General features: G+C 69.9%; 15 protein-coding genes. 5 read left to right on the top strand and 10 right to left on the bottom strand.

Going from position 1 to position 18,604, the window contains the following annotated elements:
* The first annotated feature begins 1,327 nt into the window (after positions 1–1,327).
* The 3 genes from SROS_RS20265 to SROS_RS20255 all read left to right on the top strand — a co-directional run bounded on the left by SROS_RS20265 (position 1,328) and on the right by SROS_RS20255 (position 4,189).
* On the top strand, positions 1,328–3,193 hold the full coding sequence (locus tag SROS_RS20265; protein ID WP_012890820.1) for an AfsR/SARP family transcriptional regulator: 1,866 nt from the start codon (positions 1,328–1,330) through the stop codon (positions 3,191–3,193).
* 227 nt (positions 3,194–3,420) lie between these two features.
* The gene (locus SROS_RS20260) at positions 3,421–3,810 is read left to right on the top strand and encodes an antibiotic biosynthesis monooxygenase family protein (protein ID WP_012890819.1); all 390 of its coding nucleotides are present in this window, start codon (positions 3,421–3,423) and stop codon (positions 3,808–3,810) included.
* Positions 3,811–3,832: 22 nt separating this feature from the next.
* A complete protein-coding gene (locus tag SROS_RS20255; protein ID WP_012890818.1) occupies positions 3,833–4,189 on the top strand; it encodes an antibiotic biosynthesis monooxygenase family protein in 357 nt (118 codons plus the stop codon).
* 379 nt (positions 4,190–4,568) lie between these two features.
* Here the strand turns inward: SROS_RS20255 and SROS_RS53000 are convergent, their stop codons facing one another.
* The 4 genes from SROS_RS53000 to SROS_RS20235 form a co-directional block, all read right to left on the bottom strand.
* Positions 4,569–6,041 carry an FAD-dependent oxidoreductase gene (locus SROS_RS53000; RefSeq protein ID WP_012890817.1) on the bottom strand — a complete coding sequence of 491 codons (1,473 nt, stop codon included), beginning with the start codon at positions 6,039–6,041 and terminating at the stop codon, positions 4,569–4,571.
* Between the two features lie 58 nt (positions 6,042–6,099).
* Positions 6,100–6,699: a nitroreductase family protein gene (locus SROS_RS20245; protein WP_012890816.1), complete on the bottom strand. Its 600-nt coding sequence runs from the start codon at positions 6,697–6,699 to the stop codon at positions 6,100–6,102.
* 20 nt (positions 6,700–6,719) lie between these two features.
* Positions 6,720–8,579, bottom strand: coding sequence for an asparagine synthase (glutamine-hydrolyzing) (asnB, locus tag SROS_RS20240; RefSeq protein WP_012890815.1), 1,860 nt, complete (start codon positions 8,577–8,579; stop codon positions 6,720–6,722).
* 70 nt (positions 8,580–8,649) lie between these two features.
* On the bottom strand, positions 8,650–8,844 hold the full coding sequence (locus tag SROS_RS20235; protein ID WP_012890814.1) for a ferredoxin: 195 nt from the start codon (positions 8,842–8,844) through the stop codon (positions 8,650–8,652).
* Positions 8,845–9,021: 177 nt separating this feature from the next.
* Here SROS_RS20235 and SROS_RS20230 point away from each other — a divergent pair, with 177 nt between their 5' ends.
* Positions 9,022–10,056, top strand: coding sequence for a methyltransferase (locus tag SROS_RS20230; RefSeq protein ID WP_012890813.1), 1,035 nt, complete (start codon positions 9,022–9,024; stop codon positions 10,054–10,056).
* Positions 10,057–10,067: 11 nt separating this feature from the next.
* On the opposite strand, the gene SROS_RS20225 is transcribed toward SROS_RS20230, so the two are convergent.
* The 4 genes from SROS_RS20225 to SROS_RS20210 form a co-directional block, all read right to left on the bottom strand.
* Positions 10,068–10,913: an NAD(P)H-binding protein gene (locus SROS_RS20225; RefSeq protein WP_012890812.1), complete on the bottom strand. Its 846-nt coding sequence runs from the start codon at positions 10,911–10,913 to the stop codon at positions 10,068–10,070.
* Positions 10,914–11,063: 150 nt separating this feature from the next.
* Positions 11,064–12,077, bottom strand: coding sequence for a methyltransferase (locus tag SROS_RS20220; protein WP_012890811.1), 1,014 nt, complete (start codon positions 12,075–12,077; stop codon positions 11,064–11,066).
* Positions 12,078–12,091: 14 nt separating this feature from the next.
* Entirely contained in the window at positions 12,092–13,339 is a 1,248-nt protein-coding gene (locus tag SROS_RS20215) for an FAD-dependent oxidoreductase (protein ID WP_012890810.1), read from the bottom strand.
* A gap of 13 nt (positions 13,340–13,352) precedes the next feature.
* Complete coding sequence (locus tag SROS_RS20210; protein ID WP_012890809.1) at positions 13,353–14,210, bottom strand: LLM class flavin-dependent oxidoreductase; 858 nt, start codon at positions 14,208–14,210, stop codon at positions 13,353–13,355.
* A gap of 471 nt (positions 14,211–14,681) precedes the next feature.
* Between SROS_RS20210 and SROS_RS20205 the strand changes: the two genes are divergently transcribed.
* The gene (locus SROS_RS20205; RefSeq protein ID WP_043652425.1) at positions 14,682–15,656 is read left to right on the top strand and encodes an LLM class flavin-dependent oxidoreductase; all 975 of its coding nucleotides are present in this window, start codon (positions 14,682–14,684) and stop codon (positions 15,654–15,656) included.
* A gap of 285 nt (positions 15,657–15,941) precedes the next feature.
* Here SROS_RS20205 and SROS_RS20200 read toward each other — a convergent pair whose 3' ends face one another.
* Entirely contained in the window at positions 15,942–17,354 is a 1,413-nt protein-coding gene (locus SROS_RS20200) for an NAD(P)/FAD-dependent oxidoreductase (protein ID WP_012890807.1), read from the bottom strand.
* 45 nt (positions 17,355–17,399) lie between these two features.
* Positions 17,400–18,500 (bottom strand): hypothetical protein, encoded by a 1,101-nt coding sequence (locus tag SROS_RS20195; protein ID WP_012890806.1) that lies wholly within the window; start codon positions 18,498–18,500, stop codon positions 17,400–17,402.
* Positions 18,501–18,604 lie beyond the last annotated feature (104 nt).

The raw sequence follows: 18,604 nt of genomic DNA, 5'->3' as shown, positions 1-18,604 counted from the left end.
GCGGGATCGTTCATCTCGGTTCCGAGGGGGCGCCGGCCGGGCGGCGCCGTTCACCTCCGCGGGCGAGGCCGCGGAGTGCCCTGTGAGCACGGTGGGCCGCCGCTGCGCCGGCACCGCCGGCGAGCGACTGCCCGCCAGGAGGCCCTCCGGCGTCCTCCCGGATGAGCTCTCCGGCGTCCTCCCGGATGAGGCGGAGTGCGACGGCGCCGGCCCGGGAGGGAGGGCGCCGCTCCCGGCCGCGGCTGCCCCGACCCCGACCCCGACCGTGGCCGCGGCCGCGGCCGCGCGGGTGACCGTTGATCGTGACCGTCCCCGATCGGCGGCGGCGGATCGGCCGGCGCGGTGCCGTATCACGCACCCGGGCATTAACACGGCGGATGGCGGAGACCAACCGATGTCGTGAGTGGCGGCCTCAATCGGCCAGGCCCGTGGAACTCGTCGGCTGTTTGTGCTTACGCTACATTTCACATGCCACGATCACCCCATTTACTGCGTTCTTGATCCAGCGCAGATGATTTGTTGGCACACCCCGTCTTCCAGCGGATATATCACACCGTAATCGCTCGACTACGTCCTGACCGTAAAGCCGCCCGGGACCAACGACAGCACCGGGCCCACCGGACACCCCGAGGGCGACAGACTCCCCACCCGGGAAGCGTGAGCCCGCAAAAGCGCCCACCACCAGCACAAATGCCCCATCGACAATCACATGGAAACGGACATCTTCCCCATGCGCATCAGGAGACCCATCGGAAACGACCGCAGAGAGCAACTCGCGATCACACTCCGCTTAACTTGAGCTTACGCTCAGCATGCCATTTTGTCGCACCCGATATTATCGCGGAGCGGAGTCGGATCAGGACAGTCGGCGCATTCTAGACGGCATATTGAAACGGGGAAGAATGCGACTAGGCTTGGCCTCGGGTCAACCTGGAAGCCACATCCACCACCGCTGCAACCCACCTATGGGCCGTGCGTATATTCACCTGACAGATCCCTGACCCGACGCTGTACGGCACGGCCGACGTCGCGAGCCCCCGGGACTCCCCCCACCCGGAAACCCGCCTTACCCAGAGCGGAGCGGGCCGGGCCGGCACGCCGGCCACCAAGGTCAACGACTCGGGACCGCGACAAACACCCGGCGAAGATCGCAAATGGCCGGGACTGGGTGACATTTCGAAACAGGCAAGAAACGGGGGCGAAACGGGGATGGAAAACACAATGGGGTCAACTAGGCTTCGAGTGTATTTCTAGTGGGGCGAGGTTAGCATCCTAGGCGTGTGCTCATTGTGAACATATGTGAACATATGTGATCGGAGGGGGCAAAATGGGTTTCTGCATTCTCGGCCCGCTAGCCGTAACCCATGAGGGCCGGGATATCACTCCGACGGCACCCAAAGTTCGTCAGGTTCTGACGTTTCTTCTGGTGCGCAGGAATCAGATTGTGCAAGTCAGCGAATTCGTCGATGAGCTATGGAGCAGCCATCCGCCCGACAGCGCCATGACGACTCTCCAGACCTACATCTACAAGCTCAGGAAAGACGTGCTGGACCCTTCCGGGCTGGCCCGCCTGCACACCCAGCCCTCCGGATACCTCCTTGACGTCGCCGACGAGACCATCGACGTCTGCGACTTCGAACGGCTGTCGCGGCAGGGTCGCCTCGCGCTGGAGAAGGGCGACCCGCTGGGCGCCAGCGAACTGCTGACCGAGGCCCTGAGCCTGTGGCGCGGTCAGGCGCTCGTCGGCGTCACCGCAGGAGAGATCCTGTCCGCCCACGTGACCCGCCTGGAGGAGAACAGGCTGCGGGCGCTGGAGATGCACATCGAGGCGGACATGCGGCTGGGGCGCTACCAGGAGCTCATCAGCGAGCTGAAGGTGCTCGTCTACACCTATCCCCTCCACGAACGTTTCCACGGCGACCTCATGACGGCCCTGAACCGCTCGGGGCGCCGGTACGAGGCGCTGGAGGTCTACCGGCAACTGCGCGGGGTGCTGATCGACGAGCTCGGGCTTGAGCCGTCCGCCGCCATGCAACGCCTCCACCAGTCACTGCTGAGCGCCGACTCCGCCGACCCGGCCAGGACCAGGCCGGCCCCGCCGGTGGCCACCGCCACGCGGTACGCCGCCACCCTGACGGTCCCGGCACAGCTACCACCAGACATATCCGACTTCACCGGCCGGACCGAGCCTCTTGCTCAAATTCGCCGGATACTCGCCGCCGACCAGGACAACCGCACCACAGCCCGCGCGGTCTCGATCTGCGGCATGGCCGGAGCGGGGAAGACGACTCTGGCGCTGCACGCCGCCCACATCAACCGGGCACAGTACCCCGACGGGCAGCTCTTCGCCGACCTGCGCGGCGCCTCCGCCACCCCCACACCGCAGACCGACGTCCTCGCCAGCTTCCTGCGCGCCGTAGGCGTGCCCGACCACCAGATCCCCCCCTCCCTGGAGGAACGCAGCAACCTCTTCCGCACCTGGAGCAACGGCCGGCGGGTCCTGGTCATCCTCGACGACGCGTGCGCGGCCTCCCAGGTCGCCTCGCTGCTGCCCGCGACACCCCAGTGCACAGTGATCATCACCAGCCGCGAGGGGCTGCAGAGCCTGCCCGGCGTGCAGACCGTGGAACTCGGCGTCATGAACCTGACCGAAGGCGTGGAGCTGCTCGGCCGCATCATCGGAGCCGGCCGCGTCGCCGCCGAGCGGGAGCAGGCCGAAAAGATCGTCGATCTGTGCGGGCACCTGCCGCTGGCGCTGCGGTCCGTCGGCGCCCGACTGGCCGCCGCGCGGACCTGGCCCCTGCAGAAGATGGCGGCGCTGATCGAGTCCGGTCCGGCCCCCCTCGACCAGCTGCGGTTCGCGGAGTTCGACGTACGGGCCGACTACGACGACACCTACTTCCGGCTCGATCCCCACGACCGCAGCGCTCTCCGTCTCCTCAGCCTGCTCCCCCCGCAGGATTTCACCGCCGCGACAGCCGCCGGCCTGCTCGGCAGCGCCGCCGACGCCGTAGAAGCCCAGCTCACCCGGCTGGTCAGCTGCCACCTGCTCGACGTCAAGTCGGAAGGCGGCATCGACGGCATCCGCTACGAGATGCACAAGCTCACCCGGCTCTACGCCCGGGAACGGCTGAACCGCGAGTTCATCCAACCCGAGATGAGCTCTCCCCCGCAGCACGACCACTCCACCTGAGGCGCTCCCGGAGCGGACCTCTCCGGGCAGGCCGGCGGCCGTACGGCTCGAGGGTGGCTTGAGTGGGCCGTCGGCAGGTGGCCGGGAGAGAGCCGCGGGGCCAGCGAGCTGCCAGCGATCGACCAGCGCAGCGGGGTCTGCTTGACGATGACGGCCCACACCACGACCACCCGCTGGACGGCACACGCTTCATCCGCCGGGCCCGGCAGTCCGAGGGAGGAACCACCATGCCCACACCACAACCGACACCACCAACCAAGACACAGCCCGCACCACCGCCTGAGGCGTCGTCCGGGTCGTCGGTGTTCCGGGTGCTGCTGCGGATGCAGATCCACTCCGGGATGGAGCAGGAGTTCGAACAGACCTGGTTCCAGGTCGGCCAGGCGGTCACCGACCATCCGGCCAACCTGGGCCAGTGGCTGGCCAGGAGCCAGGAAGAAGAAGGGGTCTACTACATCGTCAGCGACTGGGCCGACGAGCAGCGCTTCCGGGAGTTCGAACACAGCCAGGGCCACCTGGCCCACCGCACCAGACTGCATCCGTTCCGCTCAGGCGGAACGATGACCACGATGCAGGTGGTCTACGCGATGACCGGCACCGGAACGGATCCCCGATGACCGGCACCGGGGCGGGTCCCCGATGACCGGCGACCCCACCCCCACCACAGCGGAAGGCACCGGCGGATCCGGCACCTCGCGGGCCAGGGTGCTGATCTACACCGCCGCGCCCTCGGGCGAGCCCGGCGCCGTCGAAGCGGCCTACCACCAGATCAGCCGTGACCTCGCGGGCACGCCGGGCCTGCTCGGCAACGAGCTGCTGCGCGCGGCCGACGACCCGGCGGCGTTCGTGGTGATGAGCGAGTGGGAGAGCCTCGCTGCGTTCCGCTCGTGGGAGGAGGGCGCGGCGCACCGCGGCACCACGGCTCCACTCCGCCGCTACCAGCGGGCGCCGGGCGGCAGGCCGTTCGGCATCTACGAGGTGACCGCCGCCTACTGAGCCGCCCGCGGACCCGGAACCGTCCAGGCGAGCGGGTCGTTCCCGACGGCGACGCGGGGCCGAGGCCCCCGTTGCCGGCGGGGCGTCGTGGACCCTCCCGGCGCGGCGTACGGCAGGCGGAGGAGCGCGGCGCGGCCGGATGCCCGCTCCGGGTGGCCGTAGCGCGACGCTCCCGCCGCCGCGCCGTCCTTCTGCCGCGTGACGGTGCCGGGAGAGAACTCCCGGCACCCTCGTGTCACACGTCAGAGGTGGGACTCCGGCGGAGGCCCGCCTCCCGGTCCACCGCGACCTCGCCCCGCCCGGGAGCGGAGCCCGCGGTCCGGGAGCGGAGCCCGCGGTTCAGGAGCGGAGCCCGCGGTTCAGGAGCGGAGCCCGCGGTTCAGGCGGTGGATCTCGGCCGGGCCGCCAGGACGATGGCGCGGAGCTCCTGGCGGTCGGGCCCGGCCTTCGGGGCCGGCGCGGAGGTGAGCCTGTCGTGGGCGTGCCTGGCCCGCGAGATGATGTCGGGGTTGTCGAGCACGGCATCGGCGGGGCCCGCGAGGTTGACCCGGCGGCAGAAGGCCCGGCCGAGTTCGAGGTCGAAGAACACCCCGGCCGAGACGCCCTCGGCGATGAGGTGCTGGCGTTCCATCTCGGCACGGTCGTGCTCGGGCACGTCCTGCCCCGTGTGGCGGTAGATGCGGGCCCGGTCCATGGCGGCCGACTCCCGATAGACGGCGTCGGCCTCGCTTGCGGTGGCGGCGTCATAGGCGAGCGCCACGGCGACCGGATCCGGGTCGTGACGGGCGACGGCCTCCGCGGCGGCGAAGGCGTAGGTGAGCGCCATCGACGCCCCCCAGCCGTAGGCGGGGTTGGTGGTGCACAGGGCGTCGCCGACGGCGAGCAGGCCGAGCACGATCGGCTGGCCGTCGACCACGTAGCGCCGGCGGACGTTGTGGTGCCCGCCCATGGTCTGGACCTCGTTCACGGGGGTGGCGTTGGCCGGGTCGATCCAGGGCGCCACCTCCTCGATGCTGCGGGCGGTGGCCTCCCATGCCCACGTGTGGCGCAGGAGCCGCATGTCCCTGTCATCGGGACGGGCTTCGAGGCAGATGGCGAAAGTGTCGTGGTCGCCGGGGAAGCCGAGGTACATGACGCTCTCCAGCTCGCCCCGGAGCACGGCGACGGCGGTCTTGGGCAGGTCGCAGCCGGGGGTGAAGCGGTAGTAGCGGCTGAAGTAGACGGTCTGGCAGTCCTGGAGGTCGGTGCGGACGTGGGCCTCCTCGGCCGCGAGCCACCGGGATACGGGTGAGCGCCGGCCGCCGCAGTCGAGCACCAGGTCCGCGTCCAGCTCGCGGCCGTCGGCCAGGCGGACCCCCGTGACCCGCGGCGGGCCGCTGGGGGACCGTTCGAAGCGCAGCCCGCTCGCGACCTCGGGGCTGAGGAGGCGGATGCCCGGTTCGGCTTCGGCGCTGCGCCGCAGGGCGAGCTCGAAGGCCGAGCGCCGGGCCCACACGACGGTGAACTCGTCGTCGGAGGGTTGCCAGAGTTCCGGGGCGACGAGTTGCTTGAAGACGTTGATCTCCTCGATGCCGTCGGCCCGGAGCCGTTCGAGGACGTCGGGCGCATGGGCCGCCAGCAGGCTGCGGGCCCGGGCCGAGAAGCCGTGGGGCAGCCGGAACTGGGGGACGCCACGGCGCTTCCACGCCAGGAAGGGGTCCTGGTCGCGGCCGGCCGGCGGCGGCGGGTCCCGCTCGATCAGCGTGACCGGATAGCCGCGCCTGGCCAGGGCGATGGCTGCCGCCAGACCGGCGATGCCCCCGCCGAGGACGACGATGCGCCGGTCCGCCGGAGTTGCCGCAACTTTCCTCACGGTTGTCTCTCCCTATCCGATGATGTCCCTGAACGCCGCCGTCTCGGCCCGGCCCGGCCTACCGGCGCCACTCGATGAGCTCATCGTTCGGCTTGCGGAAAACGGCGTTCGCGGGGATGGGGAGGGAGCGGCCGTTGTCAGGGTGCCCGATGGTGAGGACGCCGGCGAGGGCGACGTCGTCCGGCAGGCCGGCCACCTGTGCCAGGGCGGCCAGCTCGTCGGTGTAGACGGAGCTGAAGTACCCGGTCGCGAGCTGCTCGTTGATCGCGGCGAGCTGCAGCAGCATGAACAGCGCCCCGCAGTCGAACCACCAGAACGGCACCGGCCAGGGGATCTCCGTGTATCCGGGCCGGACCTCCTCGGCTCCCCCGTAGCGCTCGTGGTAGGAGTTCTCGCGCGTGCCGACGTAGATGTGCACGGGCGCCTCGGAGATCCACGGGGGGAAGCCCAGCTCGACATACCGGCTCTCGGCGATGTCGGCGGCCTGCTGCCGGAGCTTGGCGTCGGTGACGACGACAAGCCGGTGCCCCTGGCTGAACCCCGCGCTGGGCGCGCGGCGCAGCGCCTGCAGGATGCGGTTCAGCGCGTCGTCGGACACAGGCTCGTCGGTGTAGCTGCGCACCATCTGGCGCCTGCGCAGCACGTCGGCAAAATCCATGCTTGACCACCTCGTGGATGTCAGATCGCCAGCTCTACGTTGTAGTGCCTCAGCCATGTGTTGAACTGCAGTGCCATCTCGATGTGCATCCTGCTCACCCACTCGTGAGCGATGCTCGAGGGATGTTCGAGTGTGTGCCGTACCGCGTCGGTGTCCAGGAACGGCAGGGCCGGCGACGAGGCGTCGGCGACCAGGGCGGACAGTTCGTCGTGCAGCATCTTGGTGTAGGCCGGGTCCTGGGTGACCGGCCACGGGCTCTTCGTGCGCTCCAGGACGGACGGCGGCACCAGGTCGCGCACCGCCGCGCGCAGGATGCTCTTCTCCCTGCCGTCGAAGGTCTTGAAGCTCCAGGGGGTGTTGTACATGTACTCGACGAGCCGGTGGTCGGCGTAGGGCACCCGCAGTTCGAGGCCGTGCGCCATGGAGAGCCGGTCGTCGCGGTCGAGCAGCATGGGCAGCCAGCGCGTCAGCGTGACGTAGCCGACCGAGCGCATCCGCCGCTCCTTGGCGTCCTCCCCGTCCTGGTGCGGCGCCTCCGCCAGTGCCTGGCGGTAGTGGTCGGCGTAGTAGTGGTTCATGTCGAGCTTCCGCATGAGCCCCTGGTCGAAGAGTCTCCTGCCCTGGCCCGTGGGAGAGCCCTGCTGGCGGGTCTCGTTGGCCACCCAGGGGAAGACGTCGGCGTTGAGCAGGTCCGGGTTGTACATCCAGTTGTATCCGCCGAAGATCTCATCCGCCACCTCCCCCGCGAGCGCCACGGTGGAATGGGTCTTGATCTCGCGCGAGGTGAGGTAGTTCGAGGTGTCCATGTCGCCGAGCGTGGTCGGCATGTCCTGCGCCAGGAGCACCGCCAGGCGCGTCTCCGGATCCATCAGGTCCTGGGTGTTCAGCATGATCTTGACGTGATCGGAGCCGAGGTGCCGGGCGACCTCCGCCGCGTACGGCTCGTCGGGTGAGAACCGGACGTCGTCAGGCTGGAAGTTCCTGGCGTAGTCGTCGAAGGTGGTCACGAAGGTCCGCACCCGCTCGCCGTGCAACTGCCGGCGCCACTTGGCGGCGATCGCGGTGATGGCGCTGGAGTCCACGCCGCCGGAGAGCGCCGTGCACAGCGGGACGTCCGCCTCCAGCTCGCGGAGCACGATGTCCTCCAGCAGCGAGCGGACCTTGGTGATGGTCCCGTCGAGGTCGTCGGTGTGCGGCCGCGCCTCCAGCGCCCAGTATGTCCGGTCCACCACGCCCCCGCGGCCGACGGTCAGCGTGTGACCCGGCAGCAGCGCCCGCATGTCCCGGAAGACCGACTGTCCCGGCTTCTTGGCGGTGGCGAAGAGCTCCTGGAGCCCTTCGACCGCGACGACCGGGCGGACCAGCGGGTTGGCCAGCAGCGCCTTCGGCTCGGAACCGAACAGGATGCCCTCGGGCAGCCTGGTGTAGAACAGGGGCTTGACGCCCAGCCGGTCGCGGACCAGGACGAGCTCCTCGCGGCGCAGGTCCCAGACGGCGAAGGCGAAGATACCCTCAAGCCGCTTCGCGCAGTCGGGCCCCCATTCGAGGTAGGAGCGCAGGACCACCTCGGTGTCGCTGCGGGTGCGGAAGCGTTGCCCCCGTGCCTGCAGCTCGGTCCGGAGTTGCTTGAAGTTGTAGACCTCGCCGTTGTAGACGATCACCGCGACGGGGCGGCCGTCCTCCTCGACGGTCAGCGGCTGCGCGCCGCCGGCCAGGTCGATGACGGCGGTGCGCGTGTGCCCGAGTGCGACGTCGCCCCTCACCCACAGCCCCTGGTCGTCCACACCCCGGTTGGCCAGCGTGTTGGTCATTGCCTGCAGCGTCGGCCGCTCCCGCGTCAAGTCGCGCCCGAAGTCCACCCAGCCGGCGATGCCGCACATCCACGTCTCCCTCGGTCAGTTCCGCAGCTCTCCACAGCATGCGGCCGGTGCTTCCAGACGTCCTCGACGATCACTCGACGTGTATCGACCTGGTCGGGCAGCCGCGCGCCGCGCTCCGGACGGCTTCGTGCAGCTCAGCGGGGGGATTCGGGTCGATGACCTCGACCGTGCCGTCCTCGTCCTGATCGAAGACCGCAGGCGCGCGGTAGACGCACATGCTGCTCACCGCGCACGTTTCCTTGGTCGCGCTCACCTGCATCGCCATCACCGTTCCCGAGGTCGTCGTTACGTTGCCAGGAGTACTGTGCGACCGGATCTTCGCGCCGGGCTCGAGAACCGGTGTAGCGGCCGCCGGAGACGACCGCCCGCCTTCGAGTGATGTTCCAAGGTGGTGCGGCATGATCGCGGCGTGGTGGTCGGCGATGGGAAAGGAGGCCCGGCGATGGTGAGCACAGCTCCCGACATCGGCTCCGTGCACGGCATTCTCCGGCTCGGTAATGCTTTCTGCCAGGCGCAGGCGTTGCTCACGGCGGTCGAGCTCGATCTGTTCACCGTGCTGCACGACGGCCCTGCCACCGAGGAGGAGATCAGCGGGCGGCTGGGGCTGCACGGCCGCGGGCTGCGCGACTTCCTGCGGCTGCTGGTCGTTCTCGGCCTGCTGGAGCAGGAGAACGGCCGTTACCGCGCGGCCGCCGGCCCGGACCGCTACCTTGTCAGCGGCCTGCCCGGCTACGTCGGCGGCGCCCTGCTGGGGGCCAAGGCGAACCTGTACCCGGTCTGGGACGGGCTGACCGAGACGCTGCGCAGTGGCCGGCCGCGGTCGGCGGCCGACGGTTTCGCCGCCATGCTGGACGATCCAGAACAGTTGCGGCGCTACGTGCGCATGATGGAGGGCACGCTGCGGCCGCTCATCCCGCGGCTGGCCGAGGCGGTCGACTGGTCGGGATACCGTTCGGTGCTGGATGTCGGCGGCGGCCGCGGCGGCCTGGCGGGGCAGCTCGTCATCACGCACCCCGGGCTGGCCGGGCACGTGTTCGACCTGCCGCAGATGGAGCCGCTGTTCCGGGAGCACATGGCCGAGCTGGGCACGGCCGGGTCGGTGCGCTTCCACGCCGGAGACTTCTTCCGCGACCCGCTGCCCCGCGCCGATGTGCTGATCCTCGGGCACATCCTGCACAACTGGCCGCACGGGCAGCGCGAGGAGCTGGTGCGCAAGGCCTTCCAGGCGGTCAACCCCGGTGGAGTGCTGCTGGTGCACGACCGGATGCTGGACGACGAGCGCCCCAGCATCGACAACCTGCTGGCGAGCCTCATCATGGCGCTGGTCACCGAGGAGGGGTCGGAGTACACGATCGGCGAGCTGACCGAACTCGCCGCGTCCGCCGGCTTCGCCTCCGTGAGTCACCGGCGGCTCGACGACAACGAGACACTGGTCCTCTGCCGCAAAGCCGCCGGCCGGACTCCCTCGCACGGCTGACACCCGGGCGGTCAGCCGTGGAGTTCCGTCAGATGCCGGGCCAGCCAGGAGTCGAACGTCGCCGGTGGGCGGCCGGTGATCTGCCGCACGGTGGATTGCGGCGTGCCGCCCCGTAGCGGGCCGGGATCCGCCATCGAGGAGAGGAGCCCGTCCACGAGCTCCGGCGGCATCCCCGCGCGGATCATGCCGTTCCTGGCCTGCTCCGGATCGACGTCGACGAACTCCAGCGGGCGGCCGAGCGCGACGGAGACCCTGGCCGTCTGCTGGGGTGCCGTCAGCGCCTCGGGCCCGGTGAGCTGGTAGGCCTTTCCGTGATGGCCGGCCGTCGTCAGGCAGGCGACCGCGACGGCGGCCACGTCCTCCGGATCGATCACGGCCCGCCGGACCTTGCCGTAGGGCTGGTAGACCCTGCCCTGCGATGTGATCGACGATCTCCACTGCAGCACGTTCGACATGTATCCGGCCGGACGCAACACGGTCCACTCGGCGCCCGAGTCCATGAAGGCGTTCTCGGCGGCCGCGTGCGCCGCCCCGTAGGAGTCGGTCACCGGCGCGTTGGCGGCGACGGACGACAGCTTCACCACCCGGCCGGCCCCGGACCGGCGCAGCGCTGCGGCCACGGCGAGTTCGTGTGCCAGCGCGTCAGGGCTGGTCGCCACGTAGACGCCGTCCGCACCGGTGAGCGCGGCGAGCACGGTGCCGGGGTCCCTGAGATCTCCCGCGACGACCTCCACGCTCTCGTCGAACCGGGCGCGGGCGGGGTCGCGGGTGAACGCGCGTACCCGTTCACCGGCGGCCACCAGCCCGGTCACGACGTGCCGCCCCACATTGCCGGTGGATCCGAACACCACGATCATCGGTCGCCTCCTTCGGCGGAACTTGCCGGACAGGTCCTCGGCCGGCCGCGGCGGGCACGCCGTCCTCCCGCGGCGGACGGTCACCGCCTCGGTGGAAGGTCACGGCGGGCGAGGCCGCGTCTGCTCGCCCGCCGTGACCGGATCCTGCGGTCAGCGCGCCTTGCGGGCCACCACGAGCGTGTCGTCGTCGCCGAGCGGACGGTCCTCGATCGAGGTGAATCCGGCCCCTTCGGCGTGTCCTCGCAGCTCGGACACGGTGTACTCGGAGCCGCCGTCGGTGACCAGCAGCATGTCCAGGCTGATCACCAGGTTCTCGACACGGCTGGACTCACGGTCGAGCATGCGGTCGTAGACCAGCAGCACGCCTCCGGGGTTGACGCTCCGGTAGGCCTGCTCCACCAGGAACTTCCGCTGCTGCGGGTCCCAGTCGTGCAGCACGTGCCCGAGCATCACGATGTCCGCCGTCGGGAGCGGGTCGGTGAAGAAGCTGCCGCCGTGGAACGTCACCTTGCCCGCCAGGCCCTGCTCGGCGACCTTCTCCTCGAAGAAGGGCGCCATCTGCGGCAGGTCGAACACGGCACCGGAAAGGTGCGGGTACGCCCTGACGACCTGCGACACCAGACCGCCGCGGCAGCCGCCGACGTCCAGCACGGACTGGTAGCCGGACCATCCGTCGTAGGCCTCGATCAGCTGCGGGCCGAGCACGCCGGTCAGCGCGTCCATCGAGTTGATGAACTGGGCCAGCACCTTCGGGTTGTCCACCACCGCCTCGAAGTCGCTCCCGGACTGCTGCTTTCCGCTGCGCAGCGCTTCGGACAGCCTGCCCCATGCCGGATACAGGTTGCGGTTGGACCGCTCGATGAACCCGCCGATGTAGGAGTCCGCGCCGCGCACCAGATGGCGGTCGGCGCCCGCGCCGTTGCGGTAGCGGGCGCCGTCCCGCTCCAGCAGGTTCAGCTCGACGAGCAGGTCGAGCCAGTCGGAAAGGCCCCGGCCGTGCAGCTCCAGGCGGCGGCGGATCTCCTCCTCACTGGCCGGGCCGGCGTGCAGGACGGTGAACAGGTCGAGTTCTACGGCGGTCAGCAGCGCCTTGGCGTCGCAAAAGGAATTTGCCAGCCGCAGGATCCCGGCTGGACGGCTGGTGTCCGTGGGAATGCTCGTCACTTGCGTGGCTCCTTTTACGCTTGGGAGAGCTTCTTCTCACTGAGGTCGATCTTCTGCATGGACCATTTGGCGATCTTCAGCGACATGTTCGTCGCCTCGGTCGCGTACCGGACCATCTCCGCCTGGTATTCGGCCACGGCGTCCAGCAGTGGCCGCTCGCCACGCGTCACCGCGGTCAGCGCGCGGCACAGCGAGGCGGCGTCGCGCAGCGCCGTGTTGGCTCCGACCCCGCCGGTCGGCGGCATCGTGTGCACCGCGTCGCCGAGCGGGATCACGTTCCCCGGCGCCCAGGGCTCGACGGGCAGGGTGGCCCTCAGCGCGAGCGGGTAGGTCTCCTCCGCCTCGGAGTGGGCGAACACGCCGCGCAGGTGCGGATGCCAGCCGGCGGTGCGTTCGAGCACCAGCTCGCGGAGCTCCTCGCCGGTCATGGCGAAGAACGAGTCGTCGGGCAGCCCCAGAACCTCGCGGTGCACGCTGAACACCGACATGTAGTAGTCCTCGGTGTCGTCGAATCCCAGGCCGGGCCAGAACCGCTCGGCGGCCTCCCGCGGTGGGGTGCGGAAGACCATGGGCATCAGCGCGAGACGGAGTCCGTTCGATCCCGTCACGTTGACGAACCGGTCGCGCAGGACCTCCGGCAACCCGGCCTCGATCGCGCCGGCCCGCGGGGTGCGAGACAGGATCGCGCGCACGCCGAGGTCGTGGGCGCGGTCGGCCGGCCGTAGCTGGGCCCGTACCTGGGAGTTCGCCCCGTCAGCGGCCACCAGCACGTCGCCGGTGTCCGAGCCGCCGTCGGCGAAGTGCGCCACGACCTCCCCGTCCACCTGCTCGTAGTGGGTGAACCGTTTGCCGAAGCGCACCACACCGTCGAGATCGGCGAGCAGTATGCGGCGCAGCGTCACCCGGTCGACCGCGTCCACCTTGTCCGGCGCGTCGCCGCGCGGATCGTCGAACGCGGGGGCCCACTGCGGGTTGAGCTGATCGTCGTAGGCCGCCAGGCCCTCCTCGTGCCGCTTGTTCGACGTCGCGGTGAGCAGGTCCTGCGCCTGGCGGGGCAGGCACTGCCGTAGTGCCCGCTCCCCCTCGGGACTGATCCGCAACCGGTATCCCTGCATCCGCCCCCGGGCGGATTCGTCACGTTCGTATACGACGATGTCGTCGATACCGGCCTGCCTCAGCCCTTGGGCGAGGCACAGTCCGCCGATGCCGCCGCCGATGATGATGATCCGCAGCGGCCGGCCCCGGTCGCGAGGGGTGTCCATCAGGTCCTCCGAATCAGCGCAGCACCACGTCGGCTATCCGATCGAGGTGGTCGGGATCGGCCGTGCACGACAGCAGCAGCAGCTCGTCGCAGCCGTTGGCCGCGTAGCCGTCCACCACGTCGCGCAGCCTGCCCTCGTCCGTGACGGCTCCCGCCGCGAGATGCTGCGCCATCGTGCCCATGTAGGAGTAGTAGCTGAGCATGTGCTCGGTGGCCTGCTCCTTGCCGTCCGGGCCGAGCGACACGTAGCAGTTGGCGCCCATCCTCGGTGAACCGGTACGGCCTTCCTCGGCCCAGAGTTCCTTGATCTTCGTCACCAGCTCCGGGTACTTGTGCGGCGGGCCGCCCGGCGAGATCCAGCCGATTCCGTACTTGGCGGCCCGGCGGAGACCGGCCGGCGAGTGGCCGCCGGCCCAGATCGGGATGTCGCCGTTGGTGGGGCGGGGGCCGACGCCCGGTACCGGGCCCTCCCCCTTCCACACCTCCCTGATCTCCTCGATCATCGCGTCCAGGCGCCGGCCGCGGGTGCCGTAGTCGGCGCCGGTGGCGACGTAGTCGTCCTGCCGCATCCCGGCGGAGACGCCGAGGATGAGCCGGCCGCCGGAGAGGCGGTCCAGGCTGGCGAGCTGCTTGGCCAGTTCCACCGCGCTCGGCCGGTAGGCGGCCAGCAGGATCGCCGTGACGAGCTTGATCCGCTCGGTGACCGCGGCCGCGGCGGAAAGCGCGACGATGCCGTCGTAGTTGTCGTAGACCACTCGGTCGACCACCGTCAGGCTGTGGAATCCGAGGCGATCCGCACGGCGCGCGAACTCGATCAACTGGCTGCCGTCAGCACCGGGAATGGTGGTCGGCAGGCAGACTCCGATATCCATTACGCTCCTCTTAGACTCTTACGCGGCCGACGGGCAGGTCTCGCGCGGCGTACCGCGTCAGCAGCCGGGCTACCAACGTGAGCAAGTGTCCGGGCGGCCGCTGGGGCCCTGGTCGAGCCCCGGTCGACACGGGCCGCCGGAGCTTGCCCGGCGAGGCCGCCCTCCCCCGCCGGACAGCGTGTACGGACGTCCCGGGCACGGCGCCGCCCAGCCGGGCGCACGGACGCGCCACCCGGCGTTGACGGGGAGGCCGCGCCCCCGGAGCGTGTACGGCCCCGCGACGGCGGAGCATGTGGAGCCGTATTACTGGAATAAGGCATTTTGGTGCCGGCGGTCGCCGTCGAGCGCCGCTTGACGGCACCTCGAACCATATTGCGCACGCCATATTGATTTATTTATGTTCCTCGTGAAGCCGAGCGTGATTATTTCGTGGAGGAATGATTCGTGAAACTAGGCGCGATCATAGAGTGGATGGACGACCTCTCCACATTCCGGAATCTGGTCCGGCTGACCGACGATCTCGGATATGACGTCATCGGGGTCGGGGACACACCGGCCCGCGCATACGAGTTGTACGTGTCGCTCACGGTGGCGGCGCAGGAGAGCCGGAACGCGATTCTGACGCCGATGGTCACCACGCCGTTCCTCCGCCACCCGGCCGCCACCGCCACCGCGATCTCCACGTTGCACGAGCTGACGGGGGGCCGCGTCATGCTCGCCGTCGGGAACGGCGGCAGCACCAGGCGGGTCGTCGGACGGTCCCCGGTGGGGACGCCACAGGAACTGCACGACTACGTCACGGCGGTACGGGCGATCCTCGACGGCGGCACGGCACATGTCGACGGCCACACCACCGAGCCGCTCACCCGGGTCCATCCCATGCCGGTGTACCTCGCCGCGGACTACCCCAGGAGCCTGCGACTGGCGGGCGAGATCGCCGACGGGGTGGTCACCACCGTCGGCATGTCGGCCGAGCTCGTCGAGCGGAAGGTGGCGACGGTCCGGGCGGCGGCGGAGAAGGCCGGGCGCGATCCCGAGGCGATCGAGATCTGGGGGTTCAGCTTCATCTCGGTCAAGGACACCCGCGCGGAGGCGAACGCCGAGCTCGGCGCGGCCCTCGCCTCCGACGTGGCCCTGCGCCTGAAGGCGCCGCACATGCGGGCGCTCATCCCCCCCGACCTGCTGGGCGCGGTCGAGGAGATGGAGCGCCGCTACGACGTCTGGGACTTCGCCGTCGGAGGGAAGAACGCGAGGCTGCTGGAGGAGCTGGGACTCGTCGACTTCGCGGCCGGGCTGACCGGCGTGACCGGGGACGTCCCCGAGGTGGCCGCCCACCTGAAGCGGCTGGAGTCGATCGGCGTGTCGGGGGTGTTCGCGGCGCTCCCCGTTCTCGCCGACCCGGAGGGGACGCTCCGCCGGCTCGGCCGGGCGGCGGCCTCCGCCTGATCGCCGCCGGGCCGCACGGGCCGCACGGCCCCACAGACGATGACCGGGACGCCGCCGTAACTGGCGGCGTCCCGGTCGTCGTCTGTGTCAGGTCATCGCACGGGCCCTCTGACCTGCCGGCCGTGCGAGGACGTCGTGAGCTCCCGGACCTGCCGGCCGTACAGGACGCGGGTTCCCGGACCTGCCGGCCGTACAAGGACATGAGCTCCCGGATCCGCAGGCCGTACGGGAGGTGAGCCCTGGGATCCGCCGGCCGTAGGAGGCGGCTCGGCGGATCCGGAGCGGTCAGGAGGGGTCGGACGGCGTGGCCCCGTTGGAGCGCAGGCCGAGCCGGGGCTCGGTCACCAGGTACAGGCCGCCGACGGCATTGGCCGGGTCGAACGGCGACTGCTTGACCTCGTGCACCCGGTTGAGGTTGTTCAGGGGGTTGGGATCGCCGCTCTCGCCTCCCCGCAGGTGTTCCTGGACCAGCCGGTAGGCCTGTTCGGCGTCGTTCAGGTCGGCGATGCCGGTGATGATGCGGTCGAAGGCCGCCTGCAGGTTCAGATGATCGCGCTCGTCGGAGGTCAGCCGCTGCGCGTTGTAGAAGTGGTGCTCCTTGCCCCGGTAGCTCTCGTAGAACACCGAGACCAGGATGAGAAGCCGTTGGTAGGCGTGGTGGTAGACGGTGTTGTAGAAGCGCCACGCGTCCTGCTCGGCGACCTCCCCGCGCAGCACGCTCGACAGGCTCGCCGCGCCGAGCATCGCGCTGTAGGTGGCGAGGTGGACGCCGGTGGACAGCAGGGGGTCGAGGAAGCAGGCGGCGTCGCCCGAGAGCAGGTAGCCGGGGCCGGCGAAGTTCTCCGCGACGTAGGAGTAGTCCTGCTCGACCTTCATCCCGCTCACCTGCTCGGCGCCGTCGAGCAGTTCGAGGACGGTCGGGCACTTCGCGAGCGCCTCGTCGTAGACCGCCTGGATGTCGCCGTTCAGCCGCCCGCGGCTGTCGTTGAACAGGTCGCGTCCGGTCACCAGGCCGACGCTCAGCGTCCCGTCGTGGAGGGGGATGGCCCAGAACCATCCGTCCTCGACCGAGCACACCGCGATCGCGCCGCTGGGCCCCTTGCTGAGCGGCTTGGCGTTCTTCCAGTACGTCCACGCGGCGACGTTGCGGAACACGTCGTGGAACCGGCGGTTCTTGAGATGGCGGGTGGCCAGCACGCCGCCGCGGCCGGAGGCGTCGATGACATGGCCGAACTCGATGCGGCCGCTGCGCTCGGGATCCTTGGTGTCGTACCAGCGGGCCGCGACGGCGCGGTCGCCGTCGAACTCGATGTCGCGGACGCTCACCCCTTCGATCACCTCGACGCCGAGCTCGCGGGCGTGGTCGAGCAGGAGCTGGTCGAACTCGCTGCGGATGACCTGCCAGGCGTTGGGGGTGTCGTCGCCCAGGTTGCTGAAGCGCACCTCCCACTCCTCGGGGCCCCACTGGAAGAACGCGCCGCCCTTGGGCTGGAAGCCGTGGGCCTCGACCTTGTCCCAGACTCCGAGCAGCTCGAAGATCGGGCGGCAGGACGGCAGGATCGATTCGCCGATGTGGTAACGGGGGAAGCGGTCGCGTTCGAGGAGGGTCACCTGGAAGCCCTCACGGGCCAGCAGGCCGGCCGCGGTCGAACCCGCCGGGCCACCACCGATGATCAAAATCTGGGTCGATTCACGCATGACCGCATGCTCGCCGCTCCGGTTGGAAGATCGCTCGAGCACCGTTCAACGGTGGTTCCGTAGGTGGGAACGGACACCGCTCGGCGGCCGGGAGGTGTCTTCCCTTCCCTGTCCGGTGATGCCGGGGTTGCTGATCAGGATGTTCTCGGTGGTCTGCCAGAGCCTGGGCAGGAGCCGGGTCACCTCTTCGGCCCTGTGGAGGAGGTCGTGGGTGGAGCTGATGCCGAGATCGGCGACGGCCGCCTGGAAGGCCGGGGTGAGGGCCTCGTGCAGTCGGGGGGCGTCCGTGGCCAGGATGGTGTGGCAGCGGGCGAAGGTCGCGACGATCCAGAAGACCGCCTCGCGGTGGTCCCCCGAGTCGATGAGCCTCTGGCTTCCGTCGATCGCGATCGGCCGTGCGGCAGGGGTGATGTCGCTGCTGAAGAAGAACGGGGTCTTCGCCACCGGGACGGTCGCGTCGAACGTCGCGGCGAGTTCGCGCAGATGGTGCTGGACGCGTTGCGCGGGCAGGTGTGAGCAGCCGAGAAGGCTCAGGATTTCCGGGTAGAGGCCGACGTGGCCGTAGTCGGTGAGGACCTCGCGAGCTGCCAGGTAACGCAGGCGGATGGTGGGGTTGCGAAGGGCGGCGACGAGGAGCACGTGGCACGTCACGCCGGTGGGGAACAGCCAGGAGGCCACCTGCTCGTGGAATGGCGCCGAGGTGTCGATCGCAGCGAGGCGGGTTTCGATCCGGTGGCGGGCGTCCTGGCACCTGCGGCGGGCCCAGGGCAGGGCGGCGAAGCGGGGTGAGACGTGTGCGTGCAGTCGGCGCAGATGGCCGGTGGGGTCGTCGATGATCGCGTCGGTGCGGAAGCCGCCGGCCAGGTGGTAGGACGCGAGGACGTCGCCGGGGGAGGCGATCTCGCTCCAGCGCAGGTAGCTGACTTCCAGCAGGGCACCCTGGAAACGGAGTTTCCCCGGCTTGGCCGGCGGATCCTCCTCGGCGGTGACGACGAAGATGTCGATGTCGGAGGAGCCTGGCAGCTCGGCCTCGTCCGGCAGCCCGATGGTCGATCCGCTGAAGTACGCGCCCCGGAAGCCGGCATCGGGTCGGGCATACCGGGCGACCCACTGGACTGCGGCGGAACGCGCCTCTCCGACCTTCACAGACGTACCTCCCCGGTGACGCGTGCAAGGCCTTCATTGTTCCAGTCGCGGAGGCGGACGGGTCCGATGCCTCCTGGCGAGGTCGGCCTCAAAACAGTCGGCCT

Source organism: Streptosporangium roseum DSM 43021, from assembly GCF_000024865.1.
Taxonomy (GTDB): Bacteria; Actinomycetota; Actinomycetes; order Streptosporangiales; family Streptosporangiaceae; genus Streptosporangium; species Streptosporangium roseum.
The sequence above is the reverse complement of the archived record's forward strand: the minus strand, read 5'-3'. Positions and strand labels throughout refer to the sequence as shown.

Bases quoted from the DNA above. Each gene is read 5' to 3' on its own strand.
- SROS_RS20265 (WP_012890820.1), top strand. From the start codon at position 1,328: ATGGGTTTCTGCATTCTCGGCCCGCTAGCCGTAACCCATGAGGGCCGG.
- SROS_RS20260 (WP_012890819.1), top strand. From the start codon at position 3,421: ATGCCCACACCACAACCGACACCACCAACCAAGACACAGCCCGCACCA.
- SROS_RS20255 (WP_012890818.1), top strand. From the start codon at position 3,833: ATGACCGGCGACCCCACCCCCACCACAGCGGAAGGCACCGGCGGATCC.
- SROS_RS20245 (WP_012890816.1), bottom strand. From the start codon at position 6,699: ATGGATTTTGCCGACGTGCTGCGCAGGCGCCAGATGGTGCGCAGCTAC.
- asnB (WP_012890815.1), bottom strand. From the start codon at position 8,579: ATGTGCGGCATCGCCGGCTGGGTGGACTTCGGGCGCGACTTGACGCGG.
- SROS_RS20235 (WP_012890814.1), bottom strand. From the start codon at position 8,844: ATGGCGATGCAGGTGAGCGCGACCAAGGAAACGTGCGCGGTGAGCAGC.
- SROS_RS20230 (WP_012890813.1), top strand. From the start codon at position 9,022: ATGGTGAGCACAGCTCCCGACATCGGCTCCGTGCACGGCATTCTCCGG.
- SROS_RS20225 (WP_012890812.1), bottom strand. From the start codon at position 10,913: ATGATCGTGGTGTTCGGATCCACCGGCAATGTGGGGCGGCACGTCGTG.
- SROS_RS20215 (WP_012890810.1), bottom strand. From the start codon at position 13,339: ATGGACACCCCTCGCGACCGGGGCCGGCCGCTGCGGATCATCATCATC.
- SROS_RS20210 (WP_012890809.1), bottom strand. From the start codon at position 14,210: ATGGATATCGGAGTCTGCCTGCCGACCACCATTCCCGGTGCTGACGGC.
- SROS_RS20205 (WP_043652425.1), top strand. From the start codon at position 14,682: ATGGACGACCTCTCCACATTCCGGAATCTGGTCCGGCTGACCGACGAT.
- SROS_RS20200 (WP_012890807.1), bottom strand. From the start codon at position 17,354: ATGCGTGAATCGACCCAGATTTTGATCATCGGTGGTGGCCCGGCGGGT.